Origin of the sequence: Pseudomonas sp. TH37 (assembly GCF_016650735.1) — a bacterium.
Classification (GTDB): Bacteria; Pseudomonadota; Gammaproteobacteria; order Pseudomonadales; family Pseudomonadaceae; genus Aquipseudomonas; species Aquipseudomonas farris.
This window is the reverse complement of sequence record NZ_JAEKFD010000002.1, coordinates 547,605-566,799: the sequence shown is the minus strand read 5'-3', so window position 1 is coordinate 566,799 and position 19,195 is coordinate 547,605. Positions and strand designations below refer to the sequence as shown.

At 61.8% G+C, this 19,195-nt stretch carries 14 protein-coding genes; 8 read left to right on the top strand and 6 right to left on the bottom strand.

The window, feature by feature from the left end; genetic code table 11:
• Window positions 1–66 precede the first annotated feature (66 nt).
• Window positions 67–1,347, bottom strand: a complete 1,281-nt coding sequence (locus JFU11_RS07705; protein WP_048394594.1) for a serine/threonine transporter — start codon at window positions 1,345–1,347, stop codon at window positions 67–69.
• Window positions 1,348–1,908: 561 nt separating this feature from the next.
• Here JFU11_RS07705 and JFU11_RS07700 point away from each other — a divergent pair.
• Complete coding sequence (locus JFU11_RS07700) at window positions 1,909–2,880, top strand: 2-hydroxyacid dehydrogenase (RefSeq protein ID WP_201060281.1); 972 nt, start codon at window positions 1,909–1,911, stop codon at window positions 2,878–2,880.
• On the opposite strand, the gene tssA is transcribed toward JFU11_RS07700, so the two are convergent.
• From tssA to JFU11_RS07675, 5 genes are all read right to left on the bottom strand, one after another.
• The gene (tssA, locus tag JFU11_RS07695; protein WP_201060280.1) at window positions 2,877–3,965 is read right to left on the bottom strand and encodes a type VI secretion system protein TssA; all 1,089 of its coding nucleotides are present in this window, start codon (window positions 3,963–3,965) and stop codon (window positions 2,877–2,879) included. The genes JFU11_RS07700 and tssA overlap by 4 nt on opposite strands.
• On the bottom strand, window positions 3,962–7,798 hold the full coding sequence (locus JFU11_RS07690; protein WP_201060279.1) for a type VI secretion protein IcmF/TssM N-terminal domain-containing protein: 3,837 nt from the start codon (window positions 7,796–7,798) through the stop codon (window positions 3,962–3,964). Before JFU11_RS07690 ends, tssA begins: the two co-directional genes overlap by 4 nt.
• Window positions 7,795–8,562, bottom strand: coding sequence for a DotU/TssL family secretion system protein (locus JFU11_RS07685; RefSeq protein ID WP_201060278.1), 768 nt, complete (start codon window positions 8,560–8,562; stop codon window positions 7,795–7,797). The genes JFU11_RS07690 and JFU11_RS07685 overlap by 4 nt, the downstream gene beginning before the upstream one ends.
• Window positions 8,563–8,580: 18 nt before the next feature.
• On the bottom strand, window positions 8,581–9,912 hold the full coding sequence (gene tssK, locus JFU11_RS07680; RefSeq protein ID WP_201060277.1) for a type VI secretion system baseplate subunit TssK: 1,332 nt from the start codon (window positions 9,910–9,912) through the stop codon (window positions 8,581–8,583).
• A 181-nt stretch (window positions 9,913–10,093) separates the two neighbouring features.
• Complete coding sequence (locus JFU11_RS07675; RefSeq protein WP_201060276.1) at window positions 10,094–10,543, bottom strand: hypothetical protein; 450 nt, start codon at window positions 10,541–10,543, stop codon at window positions 10,094–10,096.
• A 228-nt stretch (window positions 10,544–10,771) separates the two neighbouring features.
• On the opposite strand from JFU11_RS07675, the gene tssB reads away from it, so the two are divergent.
• The 7 genes from tssB (at window position 10,772) to tssH (ending at window position 19,175) form a co-directional block, all read left to right on the top strand.
• On the top strand, window positions 10,772–11,317 hold the full coding sequence (gene tssB / locus JFU11_RS07670) for a type VI secretion system contractile sheath small subunit (RefSeq protein ID WP_123720464.1): 546 nt from the start codon (window positions 10,772–10,774) through the stop codon (window positions 11,315–11,317).
• A 28-nt stretch (window positions 11,318–11,345) separates the two neighbouring features.
• On the top strand, window positions 11,346–12,833 hold the full coding sequence (gene tssC / locus JFU11_RS07665; protein WP_008067879.1) for a type VI secretion system contractile sheath large subunit: 1,488 nt from the start codon (window positions 11,346–11,348) through the stop codon (window positions 12,831–12,833).
• Between the two features lie 73 nt (window positions 12,834–12,906).
• The gene (locus JFU11_RS07660; RefSeq protein ID WP_007906301.1) at window positions 12,907–13,404 is read left to right on the top strand and encodes an Hcp family type VI secretion system effector; all 498 of its coding nucleotides are present in this window, start codon (window positions 12,907–12,909) and stop codon (window positions 13,402–13,404) included.
• A 15-nt stretch (window positions 13,405–13,419) separates the two neighbouring features.
• Window positions 13,420–13,863 (top strand): type VI secretion system baseplate subunit TssE, encoded by a 444-nt coding sequence (tssE, locus tag JFU11_RS07655; protein ID WP_201060275.1) that lies wholly within the window; start codon window positions 13,420–13,422, stop codon window positions 13,861–13,863.
• Window positions 13,847–15,640, top strand: coding sequence for a type VI secretion system baseplate subunit TssF (gene tssF / locus JFU11_RS07650; RefSeq protein ID WP_201060274.1), 1,794 nt, complete (start codon window positions 13,847–13,849; stop codon window positions 15,638–15,640). Before tssE ends, tssF begins: the two co-directional genes overlap by 17 nt.
• Entirely contained in the window at window positions 15,604–16,629 is a 1,026-nt protein-coding gene (tssG, locus tag JFU11_RS07645; RefSeq protein ID WP_201060273.1) for a type VI secretion system baseplate subunit TssG, read from the top strand. Before tssF ends, tssG begins: the two co-directional genes overlap by 37 nt.
• 2 nt (window positions 16,630–16,631) lie before the next feature.
• A complete protein-coding gene (tssH, locus tag JFU11_RS07640; RefSeq protein WP_123720460.1) occupies window positions 16,632–19,175 on the top strand; it encodes a type VI secretion system ATPase TssH in 2,544 nt (847 codons plus the stop codon).
• The last annotated feature ends 20 nt before the right edge of the window (window positions 19,176–19,195 follow it).

Sequence of the window (19,195 nt, the reverse complement as noted above, 5' to 3'; positions counted from 1 at the left end):
AGGAGCGAGGCTTGCCCGCGTTATCGTTCTTCGCGGGCAAGCCGGATCGCTTCAACAGGGTATGGGTCAGGCCGTCAGTGAATAGATCAACGCTGAAATCGCCACCAGGCCCACCGCTGTCACGAATACATTGGACGCTTGACCACGAAAGCGCGCCATGGCCGGGACCTTGCGGATCGCGTACATCGGCATCAGGAACAGGATCGCCGCGATGATCGGGCCACCGAGGGTTTCGATCATGCCGAGAATGCTCGGGTTCAGCGTGGCAACGATCCAGCAGACCACCAGCATGAACGCCGCAGTCATACGGTCCAGCGTCTTCGGTGCCGGGCGTTTGCCGCTCTTGACGATCAGGCCCTTCAAGCCTTCGCTGGCGCCGATATAGTGGCCCAGGAACGACTTGGAAATGGCCACGAAGGCAATCAACGGCGCCGCGAAGGCGATGGTCGGGTTGCTGAAGTGGTTGGCCAGGTACGACAGGATCGACAGGTTCTGCGCCTTGGCTTCCGCCAGTTGTGCCGGCGACAGGGTCAGCACGCAGCTGAAGACGAAGAACAGCACCATCACCACCATCAAGATGTGGGCACGGGACAGGATCTGCGAGCTGCGCTCTTCGGCATGCGCGCCGTAGCGGCGCTTCTGGTCCACCGCGAACGCCGAGATGATCGGCGAGTGGTTGAACGAGAACACCATCACCGGAATCGCCAGCCACAGGGTGTGCAGCAACGCCGACGACTCAGGCAGCGTGGTCGCGGTGCTGAGGATGCCGCCATTCCAGTGCGGAACCAGGAACACCGCCAGGAACAGCAGCGCGACGATGAACGGATACACCATCAGGCTCATGGCCTTGACGATCGCCTGTTCACCGCAGCGCACCACTGCCAACAGGCCGAGAATCAATACGAACGACAGCACGGCGCGCGGTGGCGGCATGATGTGCAGTTGATGTTCGAGGAAACTGCCCACGGTGTTGGTCAGGGCCACGCTGTAGATCAGCAGGATCGGGAAGATCGCGAAGAAATACAGCAACGTGATCAACGCGCCGGCCTTGATGCCGAAATGTTCTTCCACCACTTCGGTGATGTCGGCGCCTTCGCGGCCGGACAACACAAAGCGGGTCAGGCCACGGTGCGCGTAAAACGTCATGGGGAATGCCAGCACTGCCAGGATCAGCAGCGGCCAGAAACCGCCCAGCCCCGCGTTGATCGGCAAAAACAGGGTACCGGCCCCGATTGCCGTGCCAAACAGGCCCAGCATCCAGGTGGTGTCATGGCGATTCCAGCTTTCTAGGCTCGCTGGTGTCGCCGCTACATAGCGTTCGTCGACGCTATTGGCCTGATCATTCATCCGGTCGGATCTCCGCTTTCCGGTCACTTGCCACCCGGTCAGGACGAGTCGGAAAAATCCGACAGGCAGCGCCCTGGCCGAAACAGGGGCGCGATTGTCCGGGATTAATCAGCAGAAGCAAAGACTTAGCTGAGGAATGGTTGTACGGATCAGATGGGGGTCGGCACGACGAACTCCTTGTAGCAGCTGTCGAAGCCTTCGGCTTGTAGCAGCTGTCGAGCCTGCGAGGCTGCGTTCGGCTGCGGAGCAGTCGTCAAACCAGAACTTGCGGTGCGTCAGACAAACCGCATCAGCCGGATTCACGACTGCTGCGCAGCCGAACGCAGCCTCGCAGGCTCGACAGCTGCTACAGATTGCATTTCGGCTGTACAACATTCATTGCGGACAAATCCTCTCCCATCTGCCGCGCGCTGATCTAGTGTTGTCTATAGAAGGATCGCAGGCTTCGCCAGTTCCTACCCTTGGGAGTCAAAAACCCTGGCCATTGCCAAACCGCTCTGGAGTCAGCAATCTGAAGTGACGTTCGAGCCCCCAACATTCCGCTGCCCGCAGGAGCCCAGCATGACCGCAACTGTTCTGGTACTGGTTGAAACCATCAATGAATACCTGCCGATTCTCGAACATCAGGGGTTTCATCTGATCCTGGCCCCGACCCCGGCCGAGCGCGCCGCTGCCATTGCCCGACAGGGCGGTCAGATCGATGCGGTGCTGACGCGCGGCCCATTGGGCCTGCACGCCAATGAAATTGCCGCCCTGCCCAACCTCAAGATCATCTGCGTGATCGGCGCCGGCTACGAGCACGTCGACCTGCAAGCCGCCGCCGACCGCGGCATCACCGTCACCAACGGGGCCGGCGTCAATGCCTCTTCCGTCGCCGACCACGCCATGGCGCTGCTGCTGGCACTGGTGCGGGATATTCCTCGGGCCGATGCTGCCGTGCGTCGGGGCGAGTGGCCGAAAATCATGCGCCCTTCCCTGGCCGGCAAACGCCTGGGCATCCTCGGCCTTGGGGCCGTCGGCATCGCTATCGCCAAACGTGCGGCCAACGGCTTCGACATGAGCGTGAGTTACCACAATCGCCAGCATCGCAGCGACGTACCCTATACCTTCTGCTCAACGCCAGCCGAACTGGCACGCCATTCGGACTTTCTGATCATTGCCGCACCCGGCGGGCTCGGTACCCAACACTTGATCAACAGGCAGGTACTCGACGCTTTGGGGCCCAACGGATTTATCGTCAACATCGCGCGGGCCAGCGTGATCGTCACGGCAGACCTGATCAGCGCGCTGGAACAACGACGGATCGCCGGTGCCGCGCTGGATGTCTTCGATAACGAACCCCAGGTGCCGGACGCTCTTAAGGGACTGGCCAACGTGATTTTGACCCCGCACGTCGCCGGATTGTCCCCGGAGGCCACCCAAGGCACCGTGGAATTGGTCGGCAAAAACCTGATGGCGTTTTTTTCCGGCCAACCGGTCCTGACCCCGATTGCTTTACCGCCGCCGACGGCAGCCACCCGACTCAATCACTAAAGGACGCCCAACAGCGTCCACAGTCGCCGGGATTCGGCATCGGCGCTGATCAGTTCTCCAAGCAGCTCGCTCAGGGGCTTGTTGCCCCACTCCACGCCCCGTTTGATCAAATAGGGAACCGGGCTGTGGGGTTCGGTGCGCGCCAGGTACTCGGCGATCAACAGCAATTGCCGGTACGCCTCTTCACGATTCGCCGGCTCGCTGAACACTTGGGGCGTCGGAATGATGTCCGGCACGGCGGCCGGGCTCGATGCCGCCACCGCAGGCGTTTCGACAGGCGCCGGGGTTGGTTTTCGTGGATGCATGGCGATGAACTCCTGAACCAGCGTCAACAACGCTTCGATCACATCCTGCAGCGCTTTGAAGCCTGGGGCCTGGTTGCCGAGATACGCGTCGCTCCACACCTCCAGGCGTTGCAGGTGCTGCTGGCTGAGCAGCAGCGTGCCTTGGCTGCGCAACCAGAATGACAACGGGGTGGCGCGAATCTGTTCGGTCAGTTTCTTCTGTTCGTTGCGTGCGTTCTCGGCCGAGGTCTTGGCCGTTTTACTGTCGCTAGCCTGTACCTGTTGCAGCTGCAACCGGCGCCAGGCATCCAGACAGAAACTATCGAATTCATTGTTGCGCGGCTCGAACAGCGGCACTCGGGTCAGCAACACTTCAGCGTAGCGTCGTGCCAGCCATTCGAGCGGTATCACCCGCCATGACTGATCGCCGTCCTCAGCCTGTGGGTGCAGGTGCTCGGGATAGCGCTCGCATAACCCGGCCACCAGCGCCAGGCTGCCCGGCAAACCTTCGAGCCCGTCCTGATGCAGCCAGGCCTCCCCCAGCCAGGCGCTGAGCATCAAATCCTTGCTGCGTTCGAGCAGCAGGCTGGTGGTCAGTTTTTCCAGTTCCGGCCATTGGGCGCGCTTGATCGACGACTGCCAGACCCCTGTGGGCAAACTGGTGTCGTCCTCGCGGCGCAGTTCGCGCAACCGGTCGAACTCAGGCTCATAACGCAGGTCCTGGCCACAGGGGGCCTCCACGCTGATCGGTTCGAGCAGTTGGGTGATCAGTTCCGGCAACGGCGTTGAAGGTTGATTCACAGCCCCTCCTTTTGGGATTCGATGTCATGGGCTTCAATGCCCGCGGTTGATCTCGTCACCATGAACGGTGAGCGCGGGGCCCGGGTTGGCAAGGGCTGAATGGACAGCGGCAATTTCGAGCCCTGGGTCATCAACGACAGGCGCACAAACATCAGCGTTTGCTCGGCGGTGGTGGTGCTGGCCTGCGTCGTCACAGGCAGGCGCAAGGTCAACGGAAAATCCGTGTAGTCCATGTTCGGCTGGCGCTGCACTGACCCGTGCGAGCGCATCAAGCGCAATAACGACCACGGACCGCTGTACTCCCAGCCCGCTTCCAGATCCCGCACCACCAGGCTCGGCTGCAACGGATCGTTGGCCGGGCGTTGGTAGCCATTTCGGGCCCAACGCAAGGTCAGCCGAATCGGTTGACCGACCATCCAGCGCAGGTTCTGCTGGGCCTCACCGGGGAAGCTGAGCTGTTGATTGCCGGCATTCAAGCCCCAGGCAATCACCTGATCGGCACCCCGCTCTTCCTCTCGATCGGTGCGCCAGCGCACGTCCATCTCCAGCCCCAACACACCGCTCTTGTCGCGTACAAACATCGGGCCCAGCCAGGTGCTGGCTTGCTTCAGACGATTGAGAAAGTCCTCGGCGGCCAGGCGTTCCGGGGTCTGGCTCAGCAACAATCCGGCCTGCGCCACCGGCAAACGCTTGTCGATCAGCTCCAGCAAATGCTGGACCCTGGCCGGATCAGCGTCGGGGGCTTGAAGGCCATTGGCAAACGGAAAGCGTTCCGCCAGGTACTGATTGAAATAATTAGCCAGGTCGTTCCACGCTGCCGCCGCCTGTTGCTGTTGCAGGAACTGGCAGCGTTGCATGGCGGTTTGTTGCAAATCCACCGCCCGCAACGCCAATGTTCCGCGCCCGCCAGACAGGTTGGCGGTTTGCAGAATCTGGCCGCAGGACGTGGCGTCCATTTCAATGAAGTCGCGACTGACCAATTGTTCGATCTGCGCCGGCGAACTGGCGAGGTTCTGCTCCTTGTACTTGAGCAGATCGTCGTTGAGCGCATTGAACTGCGTCACGCGTTCATAATCCAGCGCCGAGAGGTTCTGTTGCTGGACTTTCAGCCATTCCAGCGCCGAGGTGCGTCGCTCGGTGATGCCGAGCATGGTGTTGAATTGCTGCTTGAGGCTCAGTTTCAAATCCTGCACGTCGTTGGCGCCATACAGTTGCAGACCGAGGTTTTTCGAGCCGTCCCACTGGCTGATTTCAGTGCGCCCGCTGAACAGCGGCTGGGCGACGATTTCGTCGAGGCCGCTGACGATTTCGGCCAGCGCGCGGCGGTTCAAGGCAGTTTGCAAACGTGTGGCCAGATCGCTGCGGCGCACCTCGACAAAGGCTTTCTGCAAGGCAATCGCCTGGGAGGCCTGCACATTGAAAACGCCGCTATGGACCTGAGCATTGTGCTCGCGCAGGCTCGACAACATGGCCTTGACCACCGCGCCTTCGGCCGCTTGCAGCAAGGCTCCGCGATACGCCGGGGGAATGCGCGGCAGCTCTTCGGCGGCGTAACTCTTATAGCTGGCGAAATAGTTCAGCGCACTGTCGAGGTCGTCGCCATCAACGCCCTGCCCTTGCCCATTCGGGGCTTCGGAGCGATCCGCGTGTAAGGCGATGGCCACAAAGTCACGTTTGAACAACGCCTGTACCGCGTTGTTCAGCTGCACCACATGTTCCTGCAAGACCAGTTGCCCGCTGCCTTGCTGAATCAATAAATTATCCCGGGAGCCGGCCTGGACGATCCATTGATCGCGAAAGCTCTGCTGCAGCTTGGCCGCCTGCATTTCCAACTGTTGTTCCAGTTGCGGTCCGAGCAAGGCGCTTTTGCGCACGTTGTCCAGCAACTCGCGATAGCCAGGCACCAGGTCCTGCCCTTTGCCACGGCCCCACGCCGAATTCGTCAAGCCGATCACGGTTTGCAGATCATCGACCAGTGCTCGCAAATCTTCGAGCTCGGTGAGCGAGTTGCCACTGCCGGCTTCCAGCCGTTCCAGATGCAGCTTGAGATAACCGGCCTGGCGCACGAAATTGTCGGCCAGGAAATACTGGTCCAGCCAGCGTTCCATGAGCCCGAGGAAGTTTTCCTCGATCACTGGGCGCTCGACGGTCAGATCCAGCGGTCGCAAGTCGCTGCCATCAGCATCGAACAACGCCCGGTTGTAAAAACCGGCGCGGTGCAAAGTGCCGACGTTGAGGTTCAGCGACAACGCGTTGTTGCTCAGCAACACCAGGTCTTCGAGGGGGGCCTTGGGATTGTTCAGCGCCTGACTGAACCACTGGTTCTGCTGTTCCAGACGCACCGCACGCTCCACCAGATCCTTGGCCTTGACGTAGTTTTGCCATTGAGCCGGATCTTCACTTTCGACGTTGCCCCGTCGTTCGGTGTTGCGGATGGTCTTGAGTTGCGCCAGCTCCGCGCTCAACAGGTCGCGCAACGGCAGCATCAAATGGCTCTGGGCGGTCAAGCGCAACTCGCTTGCCAGCTGCGCATCCAGCGAAGAGAACCAGGAGGTCGGAAATACCACTGAGGTGAAGCTCCAGCCCGGCGCCTTTTCCAGCACTCGCCAGAAGCCCTGGACGTTGCGCCGGGTCGACTCCAGCCGATGAGATTCATCGGTGACCGCCGCGTAGTTTTTCTGCGCCCCTTGCAGCAGGCGCGACAGTTCATGGGCCTCCTTGACCGAATCCTGCCAGACCCACAGCATGCCCGCGCCCCAGACCAGCGCAACCACCAGCGCCACCCCGCCGGTCACGCGCTGCCAGCGCTGACGCAGGCGTAACAGACGCGGCACCACCTGGGCCAGACCGCGCTCGGCGACCACCCGTCGCTGCCACAATTGCCGGGCGAAGGCGCTCTGCTGCAACCCGGTGTCGTAGGCCGAAAATCCGTCGGTGCTGTCTTCCGAGGGCTGATTGGCCGTGAAATAAATACCGCGAAAGCGCGGCGCCTCGCCTTGCGCATTGCCCTGGAAAACCGGTTCCAACAAGGATTGCAGATGGCGTCGCATGGCTTCGAAGCGTTCCGGCAAGCCATACAGCTCGCTGCTCAACTGCCCGGACAAGGCGCCGATTTCGATGATCGATTCCGCCAAAGCCCGAGTAACCTGATCCAGCGCCTGATCGCTCCATTGCGCTTGCCAGACCGCATCGGTCCCGTGGGGCGACGACCAGCCCAGCGTGCGTTCGCGGGTCTCGACCGGTAGCGCGGTGATCAATTCCTGAAAGCCCGGCAACTCTTCCATGCCGGTAATGACCACGTACACCGGCAAGCTCAGCCCGAACCGTTGCAACAAATCGATGAAGCGTCGACGCGCCGCCAACCCGAGGGTCGCGGCTTGTTCGACATTGCCCAGTCGACTGACCGGCACCGTCCAGATCACCCCGTCCAGCGGACGTTGACTGCGCAAGCGCAGGATCAATCCCAGCAAGCGCCACCAACCGCCGCGTTGCAGGTGCATGCCTTCATCCGGCAAAAACAGCGCCTGTGGCACCACCAGTACCGCCCCTTCAGGGTCCGACCACCAGCGACCAAACCAGGCCGGTTTGTCGGTGGGCTGCAAGCGCCACTGAGTACATAGCTGAGCGCCCTGGGTTTCGTTGCCGAGCATCAACAGCCATGGAATCTGGTACCGGTCCTGGGCGCCCTGCTCCTGCTCCATGTGCCGCACCGCCAGATAAAAACTGCGAATCGCCGCACCGCTTTGCGTGCGTAACCACCAGACCGCTACCCCGACAATCGCCAGCACCAACAGCACGGCGATGATGAGGCCGATAATCCCCAGCGTGCTCATGAGTCTTGCTCCGAGGCGGTCACGGAATCGGTCATCTGCAAGACCGGTTCGAGCTCCAGACGAATGTCACGCCAGAACAACTGCCCCAACCCGGTCAGCAGCAGCACCATGGCGAGAATCCCCAGGCCCAGGCGAAATCCGTCGGGCAACGAAAGACGCACCGGCAATTGCATCGGCGGTACCGCCGAAGGTTGTTCGAGCCGGGCACTGACGTCGGCATAATCCGCCTCGTGCTGCCAGGCAAAGGTGAACAGCGCCAGACGCCATTTTTCATGCTGGGCCTGATTCTGTTCGCCGCGCAGACGTCCCTGAAATCCCAGCACCAGACACTGCAAATAGACGTTGGCCAGATCGCGAGTGGTGGGAATCTGCTCGTCCAGCAGTTCCTTGATCGCCAGCGGTATCCGCTCACCGGCCTGACGACTGGCGTACAACCGCGACTCCAGCGGTTTTTCCTGCCAGGCCGACTGGCCCGGCCACGGCGTAAACAGCAAGGTTTCATCGACCAGCGCGACAAAGACATAGACCAGCGCTTTGACTTGCTCGGTGGCGGCGTCACCGACTTTGGCGAATGCGGCTCGCCAGAGCCGTTGGGAGATTTGCGTGGAGAGTTCGACCACCGCATCCACCAGCGCTTCGTCCTCGCTGTCCTTGGGCAACTGGTTCCAGTCCTGGGACCATTGCTGCCAGGCCTGGCGAAAAGCACTGCTCAGCGGCGCTTCGTGGAGGCCTCGTGTACCCGACCCGACATTGCCCTCAGACATATGACGTTCCTTCCGTGATCAAGCACTTTCACTCGCCTGGGCCACAAACAACACCACTTGCCATGGACTGCTGGCCAGCCTGGAAGCCGGGGCGGCAATCAGCAACGGCAACTGCCCGTCGAACCATTGGCCTTCGGCCGTCACCACAAACAGCCGCGTATCGTCGCCAACGCTGTAGGCCACTTGTTCATTGCGACTCATGGCCTGATGGGACAAACCACTCATGCGCTGGCGACTGAGCAACGCGATGTGCGGCTGCGACGCAATGATCGCCCCGCGCAACCATTCGCTAGCGGCCTGCTCGCTGGCACCGTTGGGCATGCGCAAACCGATGATCAGCCGTTGGCTCGGCTGGTCATCGGGCAATTGAATCGAGAAGGTCTGTTCACTGCGTTCGAACGCCAGGCTGCGATAACCGGCGCGGATCAATTCGAGAGTCTTTTCAAGCCAGTCGAGCACCGCTTCATAGCCACGCTGCAACTCAAGAAAATCCAGTGGAGCGAACGCCGGAACACCGGCCAATGGATCGAGCGCCGACCAGGCGCCGGCCAACCCGAGCAGCAACCCATACAGCGCCTGAGGCGTCGCCACTCGACTGTTCAGCAGGCCTTCGACTTCCGGCAGCCGCGCCCAGAGCGCCGTCAACTGGCGACGAATTTCCAGCGCGTCGTCCTGATTGCCGGCCTGCTGCGCCTGGCGCAAACGACCGGCGAGGAACATGCATTTCTCCCGCGCCCGGGCACACAGCGCCGCCACGCGCCGACCCACTACCGACTCGGGCAACAGGCACGGCGTCGGCGGGGTGTACGGCAATTGAAGAAAGCCGCCGCCCTCCTTGCGAATTCTCAGCAGCGGCAGGCAGACTGAATCCGCCTTGTTCAACTGCGTGCACAAGCGTGGGTTCGGACGCCAGACCGTGATTGATTCGGGGTACTCGCCGCTCGTGAGGTCCGGCAACGCATCGCCGACCACCGACTGCAATCGGCCCTTGAGCGGCAGCAACTGCCCGGCGCGCCACAGCGGACTGATCGCCAGGTAAACGGTGACAGTGGCGTTGTCCGTGGCGTCGATCGCTTCACTGACATCGAGCTCCAGCATCGGTCCCACACCGGCCTGCAGATTGACCGGCAAACCGTCCGGCAAGGTCGCCTGTAAATTGATCAGTCGTACGAGCCCGGCGCTCAATGCCGAAGGATCGAACTCAACGCGAGTCACGCCCCAGAACCACGGATTACAGGCCTGGGCAAAATGCGCCACCAGCGCCTCGGCCCGCAGCCCTTGCAACTGAAAATGCTGGGGCAATAACTGCATGCCCTCATGCCAGCAAACCGCGTCAGGTAGCAGACTCATACGATTCCCTTCGACCTCTTGTGGTGCCTGACTTGAACATCAGCCTTTGTGGGAGCAATCCTGTGGCGAGGGGGCTTGCCCTGTTGGGTTGCGAAGCAGCCCCAAAATCGCTGATGCACCAACAATCTAGTGAGTGCTACGCACTCAAACGGGGGCAAGCCCCCTCGCCACAATCCTGTGTTCAGTTCGGGTGGTCGCTGACCAGCGTCATCTCGCGACTGTCGAACTTGAGCCAGGCGTTGCTCTGATCGTCCAGCCGTAACCGGTGTGCTCCGGGAGTGTTATAGCTGGCGAAGACTAAAAGTCCAGCCGCCCGCTGGCCCCCCAGCGGGAAGGGTTGTTTGTCGATGAATTGACCGGGCACCAGCTCCAGTCCCCAGACCGTCATCAGCTGTCGGTAGTCGCGCTGGAACTGCTCGCGTTCGGCGAACCACTGCCGGGCGGTGATGCCCGACAACTGCTTGAGCAGATCCACGTCGTTCACCGCAATGAAGTCCACCGCGATCGGGGTGTCATCGTTGGCGCGAGGCGCGACGTCCAGCGTCAGGTTATCGAGTTCGACACGAGGCCCGAACAACGAACACCCGGCGAGTGACAGGAATAGAACCAAAGAAAATAAACGTGCGTACAAAATGAATTTTCCTTTTCTCGACACGGTCCAAAATTGCTTTTTGTTTGCTTTTTTATAGACCTGTTCTAGCGTCTTGGGTAGTTCGGTCGGCACGACGAATGTGGAAGGTTCGTCAAAGGAATGACAGGTCCTCTGCCCTCCCTTTCTAACCTACGGTCCAGTAAGGGAATGCGATGAAACGGGCCTCCCGATGCATTGCGCCCGCCTCATGCATCGGAGTCAGCCACCATGGCAGAAAGTACTCAGCACAAGCTCGACAGGGTTCGCCCGCCCCGGGTGCAAATCACCTACGACGTCGAAATCGGCAACGCAATCGAGAAGAAAGAATTGCCGTTGGTCGTCGGCATTCTTGCCGACCTCTCCGGCAAACCTCTCGAGCCACTCCCGAAATTGAATGAACGGCGTTTCACCGAAATCGATCGCGACAACTTCAACGAAGTGCTCGCCTCGATCGGCCCGCGCGCCACCTTGCAGGTCACCAACACCCTCAGCGGCGACGACAGCAAACTCAACATCGAGCTCAACTTCAAACACATCGACGACTTCGATCCGGTCAAGGTGGTCGAGCAGGTCACTCCGCTGCGGCGCCTGTTCGAAGCCCGTCAGCGTCTGCGCGACCTGCTGACCAAGCTCGATGGCAACGATGATCTGGACAAGCTGTTGCGCGACGTCATCGCCAACACCGAGGGACTGCAAGAGATCAAGTCCGCCCGCCCGGAAACCGCCGCCGCCCCCGCAGGCGACAGCGAAGCACCTAGCGAACCGCAGGCCTGATCGTCCATCCACTTAGGGAGAATTCGCCATGCCCGCCTCATCCGCCGCGCAGAGCCAAGCCAGCGACAGCACAGCCCAGACCTTGTCCCTGCTCGATGAAATAATCGCCAAAGGCCGCATGGCCCATGACGACAGCCAGCAGGATTACGCCCGCGACATGCTCGCGGAATTCGCCACCCAGGTACTCGACGAAGGCATGGCCATCGACAAGGACACCGTGGCGATGATCAACGACCGCATCAGCCAGATCGACGAGTTGATCAGCGCTCAGCTCAATGAAGTGTTGCACCATCCAGACCTGCAAAAACTCGAAGCCTCCTGGCGCGGCCTGCACCTGTTGGTGAAGAACACCGAGACCAGCTCCCGGCTGAAACTGCGGTTGCTCAACGTGACCCAGAAAGAGCTGCAGAACGATCTGGAAAAAGCCGTCGAGTTCGACCAGAGCGCACTGTTCAAGAAGATCTACGAAGAGGAATACGGCACCTTCGGTGGCCATCCGTTCAGCCTGCTGGTGGGTGACTACACCTTCGGCCGGCACCCGCAGGACATCGGCCTGCTGGAGAAACTCTCGAACGTCGCCGCAGCCGCTCACGCGCCGTTCATTGCTGCCGCCAGCCCTCGGCTGTTCGACATGAACAGCTTCACCGAACTGGCCGTGCCGCGTGATCTGTCGAAAGTCTTCGAAAGCCAGGAGCTGATCAAGTGGCGCTCGTTCCGCGAAAGCGAAGATTCGCGCTACGTGTCGCTGGTGCTGCCGCACTTCCTGCTGCGTCTGCCCTACGGCCCTGACACGTCGCCGGTGGAAGGCATCAACTACGTCGAAGACGTCAACGGCAGCGACCACGGCAAATACCTGTGGGGCAATGCCGCGTGGGCCTTGTCGCAACGAATCACCGAAGCCTTCGCCAAGTACGGCTGGTGCGCGGCGATTCGTGGTGCCGAAGGCGGTGGTGCGGTAGAAGGTCTGCCGGCCCATACCTTCCGTACTACCTCTGGTGATCTGTCGCTCAAATGCCCGACCGAAGTGGCGATCACCGACCGGCGTGAGAAGGAACTCAACGACCTCGGATTCATCGCCCTGTGCCACAAGAAAAACAGCGACGTGGCGGTGTTCTTCGGTGGCCAGACCACCAACAAGTCCAAGCTCTACAACACCAATGAGGCAAACGCCAACGCGCGGATCTCGGCGATGTTGCCGTACGTGCTCGCGGCCTCGCGTTTCGCGCACTACCTGAAGGTGATCATGCGCGACAAGGTCGGCAGTTTCATGACCCGCGACAACGTGCAGACCTACCTCAACAACTGGATCGCCGACTACGTGCTGATCAACGACAACGCGCCGCAAGAGATCAAGGCGCAGTACCCGTTGCGTGAAGCCCGGGTGGATGTGACCGAGGTCGCCGGCAAACCGGGTGCCTACAAAGCCACGGTGTTCCTGCGGCCACACTTCCAGCTTGAAGAGCTGACCGCGTCGATCCGCCTGGTCGCGACCCTGCCGCCACCGGTAGCCGCCTGACCTGCCTCCCGCCGGCCAACCCGGCGGGATTCCCCTGCTTATCTAGCACGATTACTTTCAGGAGTTTCATGCGATGGATGCAATCATTCTCGACCTCGGCGGCGACATCAAAGGCGATAGCCTGCTCGAGGGTTACAAGGACAAGATCGAAGTCATGTCCTACAGCCACAACGTGGCAATGCAGGTGACCAACGACGTCAGCAACTCGGAGCGGACTTCCGGCAAGCCACACATCGGCGAGTTCACACTGACCAAATTCGTCGACAGCTCGACACCCTCTCTCAACGAGTATTGCTGCGCCGGCAAACCGATCCCCGAAGCCAAAATTACCATTGGCCGAAACGCCGCCGAAGGCAGCGGTCAGCTAATGCCATTCATCATCTACACCCTGACCAACGTCGTGCTGTCCAACGTCAGCGTCAGTGGCGGTACGGGTGGCAAACCGGTGGAAACCCTGTCGCTGAACTTCACCAAGATCAAGTGGGAACTCACCGCCCAGAAAGACGACGGCACCAAGGAAGGCACGGCCGCCTCGACCTGGGACATGGCCGCCAACAAGCTCGTCAAGTAAGCGGACGCGTCGGCCATGGCAGGCACCGGCATTCTCCCACCGTTGTTCGAGCGCCTCGCCGCAAGCGAGGTCGACACCGTGCAGGTGTTCGATCGCCAGGGGCTGCTCGACTCGGTGCACACGGAGTTGCTGCGCCTGTTCAACACCCGACGCGGCCAACGTCCACTGACCTCCCCACCGAGCATTCTCGACTACGGCATCGCTGACTGGACCGCCTTGCAACAGCAGCGCAGCGATGACCGTCGTCAATTGGCGCAGGAAGTCCGTGAGGCCATCACCCACTTCGAACCGCGCCTGCAATTGGGCGAGGTTCAGGTCAATCCGGTCCCCGGCCATCCGCAGCAACTGAGCATTCGGCTACTGGGCGAGTTGCGCAGCGGCCAGCAGCACTGGCCCGTGGCATTTGTCATCGAGAAGGTCAGCGATGGCCTTGAGGTGCGTCATGAGCGACTCGATTGACCCGCAACTGCTCGATTACTACCAGCGCGAACTGACCTGGCTGCGGCATGCCGGGAGCATTTTCGCCGAGCGTTATCCCAAGGTCGCCAGACGCCTGGAATTGTCCCCCGGTGAATGCCCCGACCCGCATGTCGAACGACTGCTCGAAGGTTTCGCCTTGCTCGCGGCACGCCTGCAACGGCGGCTCGATGACGACTACGCCGAATTCAGCGACGCCTTGCTCGAACAGCTTTACCCGTTGGCCATGCGACCGTTGCCGTCCTGCGCGATCGTGCAGTTCGAGCCGGATCCGAGCAAAGGCAACCTCGCCGGCGGATACCCGTTGCCCAGGGACACGCCGCTGTTCGTCACCACCAGCAAAGGCGAAAGCATCCATTTTCGCACCAGCGCCGCGGTTCGATTGTGGCCGGTGGAAATCAACGAAGCGCTGCTGCTGGGCAGCGACGAAGCACAGGCTCTGACCGGTGTTGCGCAAGCGCGCTCGGCCCTGCGCCTGAGCCTGCGTTGCCTCGGTGAAAGCCTGTGGCCGGAGTTGGCGATCAAACAGTTGCGCGTGCACCTGGCCGCCACCCCGGTGATCAACGCCTGCCTGTATGACCTGCTCGGCGCCCACGCCGTGAAGGTGCTGGCCGGCCCCGTCGGCAGCGTGCCGAAAGTGCTGGCGGGGCTGCCAGACATTGTCGGCTTCGCCAGCGACGAAGTGCTGTTGCCGGACGAGGACGGCGTGCATCCGGGCATGCGCCTGCTTGCCGAATACTTTGCCTTCCCGGACAAATTCAATTTCTTCGATATTCCGTTGGCCGGTGCCACCACCGACAGCCAGACGCTGTACCTGTACATCGTCTTCGACCGCGCCCCGGCCAACCGTCTACACCTTCAAGCCAGCGACTTTGCCTTGGGCTGTGCGCCGGTGATCAATCTGTTTCCGCGAACCTCGGAGCCCTTGCGCCCGGACGGCACCCGCAGCGAGTACCGTCTGGTCGCCGACAGCCACCGGGAAAACAGCGTCGAGATCCACAGCATCCGGGCGATGCGCGCCAGTTCCAGTCAGGGTGTGCTGCGCGTTCCCGCCTATTACGGCAGCCAGCATATCGGCGGTGAAAAGCAATGCTACTGGCACGCGCGACGGGTCAGCGGCATGACCCCGAATCGTCTGGGCACCGACCTGATGGTGAGCCTGGTGGACACCCGGCTCGACCCATTGTCCGAGGCCACCGAATACAGCCTCACTGCCGAACTGCTGTGCACCAACCGACACCTGGCCCAGAGCCTGTCCGCCGGGACACCACTGGGTTTCGAACGACCGGGGCCAGTGGCTTGGGCCCGCCTGCGCAACCCACCCAGCCCGCAGAGTTTGCCGCGACTGGATGGCGAATCCCGTTGGCGGCTGGTGTCGCAACTGACCCTCAATCATTTGTCGCTGGTCGAGGGGCCGCAGGCGCTGGATGCCCTCAAGGAAATCCTCCAGTTGCACAACCTGCGCGACGAGGCCAGCGCCCTGCGACAGATTGAAGGCTTGCTCGGCCTTGGTTGCGAACGGGTGATAGCCCATGTCGGCGAAGATGCGTGGCGTGGCTGGCGCAATGGGCTGGAAGTTCAGCTGCAACTCGATCCGCAGCATTTTGTCGGCAGCAGCGCCGTGTTGTTTTCAGCGGTGCTGGCGCAGTTCTTTTCACTCTATGCCACGGCCAATCGCTTTGTGCGCACGGTCCTGGTCCAGTCAGACAAGGAGGTCAAGACATGGCAACCCCAAGCCGGCATGCCACTCTCCCTCTGAGCCTGAGTCAGAAGCTGCGGCGCGATCCACAGGCTTTCGAGTTGTTGCAGGCGTTGCTGCTGCTGGAGCGAGAACACCCGCAAGCCGAATCCCTGGGCAGCGGCACCGCGCCTCAAGCGGAAGCTCTGCGCCTGCGCGGGCCGTTAACGCCGCTTTTTTCCGCCAGCGAGATCGAAAGCCTGACCCAGGAAGCGGGCCGGCAACCGACGCTCAGTACCCCGGTGTTTGGCCTCGGCGGGCCCGACGGCCCCCTGCCCTACGCCTATCAGGAATGGCTGCAGCAGCGGGCCCGCGCCAAGGATCATGCACCGGCCGAGTTCCTCGATCTGTTCCAGCATCGCTTGCTCAGCCTGCTGTACAAGGTGATGCGCAAACACCGGATTGCCGTCGGCTTCACGGCCCCCGGCGCGTCCCCGGTGCAGGCGCAACTGCGGGCGCTGACCGGGTTGTTGCCCAAAGCCTTGCAGGAACGTCAGGCCGTTCCCGATTCCGCCGTACTGGCGTGCAGCGCGCTGTTTGCCGACGGGCGTCGCTCCCTCGCCGGCTTCGCCGCGATCGTGCGCGAGCACTTCGAACTGCCGGTCGCACTCAGCGCCTATGAAGGTGCCTGGCGGGAAATCCCACCCGCCAGTCGCAGCCGCCTGCAACCAGGTGGGCGCAATCTGCAATTGGGCCGCAGCGCCGTGGCCGGCACCCGGGTCTGGGATGAACACGCCGGCATCCGCCTGACCCTCGGCCCGCTGACCTCGGCGCAGGCGGCGCGATTTCTGCCGGACGGCGAATCCCATCCGGCACTGGCCAGCCTCAGCGCTTTGTATTTCGGCCCCGATCTGGATTGCACACTGGTGCTGTTGGTGCGCGGTGCCAGCCCGATGAAACTCGGTCGCCAGGCCCCGCCCTTGCTCAGCTGGAACGGCGGCCTGCAACGCCAGACCAGCCTCGCCGTGCAACAGATCGAAACCCGCCTTCGTCAGCTGGAGATCACCTGAACATGGAACTGGCCAGCCTGATCGGACGCCTCAACCCGGACAACCGCCGCGCCCTCGAACGGGCCGCGCAACGCTGCCTGCAACGGGGTCATCATTACGTCGAAATCGAACACCTGCTGCTTGAGCTGCTGGACATCGAAGGCGGTGACTTCGCTTACTTGCTGCCGCGTTTTGGCCTGGAGCGCGATGCCCTGACGGCGGAAATCAACAAGGCCCTGGAACTGTTCAAATCCGGCAGCACCCGCACCCCGGCGCTCTCGGCGCAAACCATCGGCCTGCTCGAAGACGCGGTGGTTCAGGCCAGTGTGCTCGGTCTCGACAGCATCCGTTCCGGCTTGCTGCTGCTGGCCTTGCTCGACCGCGATGAACGCCGCAGCCTGCTGCTCAATAGCGCCTCGTCGCTGTTGAAAATTCCGCGGGAAGCATTGCGCAGCAACCTGCTGGAGTGGACCGAAAACTCTCGCGAACACGTCGGCGGCACGCGGCCTGTCAATGCCGACAAGCCGCAGCCGAAACAGGATTCGGTGCTCGATCAGTTCACCCAAGACCTGACCGCCGACGCCCATGCCGGGCGCATCGACCCCATCGTCGGCCGAGACGGCGAGATTCGCCAGTGCATCGACATCCTGCTCAGACGTCGACAGAACAACCCGATCCTGGTCGGCGCGCCTGGCGTGGGCAAGACAGCAGTGGTCGAAGGCCTGGCCCTGCGCATTGCCGCCGGCGATGTACCGCCGTCGCTGCAGGAAGTCAGCCTGCGGGTACTCGACCTCGGTCTGTTGCAGGCCGGCGCCGGGGTCAAAGGCGAGTTCGAACAGCGGCTCAAAGGCGTGATTGATGCGGTACGCAGCGCCGACAAACCGATCATTCTATTCATCGACGAAGCCCACACGCTGATTGGCGCTGGCGGCGCGGAAGGCGGCAGCGACGCGGCCAACCTGCTCAAACCGGCGCTGGCCCGTGGCGAGTTGCGCACCCTCGCCGCCACGACCTGGCTTGAGTACAAAAAATACTTCGAGAAAGACCCGGCCCTCGCCCGCCGTTTTCAGTTGGTGCAAGTCGAGGAACCGGACGAAACCACTGCCGTGGAAATGCTCCGTGGCGTGGCCGCGAAACTGGAACAGCACCACGGCGTACAGGTGCTGGACGCGGCGATCCACGAAGCGGTGAAACTGTCCCACCGCTACATCTCCGGGCGCCAGTTGCCGGACAAAGCCATCAGCGTGCTCGACACCGCTTGTGCCCGGGTCGCCCTCGGCCAGCACGACGTGCCGCCACCGCTGGAAAGCCTGCGCCATCGCCAGCAAAGCCTCAAAGACGAAGTCGAACGCCTGCGTCGCGAACAGGCCACCGGGCTCGATCATCGTGAACGCATCACCCTGCTGGAAACCGAATCCGTCGGTAACGTGCAAGCCATTCGCGAACTGGAAATCCGCTGGAACGAAGAACGGATTGCCGTGTGCGAACTGCTGGAAACCCGCCGCGAGTTACTCACCTTGAGCGAGCGCGCCGACAACGACAAACCGGACGAAGCCACCGACAGCCGCATCGATCATCTGGCCGCCGAACTGGTACGACTCGAGGCCGGTCTGGACGCCATACGCCAAGACGATCCGTTGGTGCCGGAACAGGTCGACGCAAAAACCGTGGCCGCCGTGATCGCCGGCTGGACCGGCATTCCGGTGGGCAAAATGCTCGCCGACGAAGCCCACGCCGTGCGCACCCTCGGCCAGCGCATGGGCCAGCGGGTCATGGGCCAAAGCACCGCGCTGAACACCATCGCCCAACGCCTGCAAGCCTACCGCGCCGGCCTCACCGACCCACAGAAACCGGTCGGCGTATTCCTGCTGGTCGGCCCCACGGGCGTGGGCAAAACCGAAACCGCTTATGCGTTGGCCGACGCGCTCTACGGTGGCGAACGCAACCTGATCAGCATCAATCTTTCCGAATACCAAGAAGCCCACACCGTCAGCCAACTCAAAGGCGCCCCGCCAGGCTATGTCGGTTATGGCAGCGGTGGTGTGCTGACCGAAGCGGTGCGACGCAAACCTTATTCAGTAGTGCTGCTCGACGAAATCGAAAAGGCCCACCCGGATGTGCTCGAAGCCTTTTACAACGTCTTCGACAAAGGCGTCATGGAGGATGGCACCGGGTTGGTGGTGGACTTCAAAAACACTGTGATGTTGGCCACCAGCAATGTCGGGGCTGAATTGCTGCTCGACACACCGACCGCGCAACTGGGCACTGATGCGTTCAATGAAGCGCTGCATAAAGTGCTGCTGAAAGCCTTTCGACCGGCGTTTTTGGCGCGCATGACAGTGGTGGCGTATCGGCCGCTGGATGAGGTGACGCTGGAAGGGATTGTGTTGGCGAAGCTGGAGAAATTGCGCGGGCGGTATAAGGCCGCGACCGGGAAGCAGTTTGAATTTGATGCCGGGATTGTGCAGGCGGTGTTGGCCAAGTGCAGTGCGGCGGGTGCGCGGGATGTTGAAAACGTATTGATGACCCAGGTGACTGGGAAACTGGCGGAGTGGGTGTTGGAGTGAATAAAAAAGCGCTGCTTAGT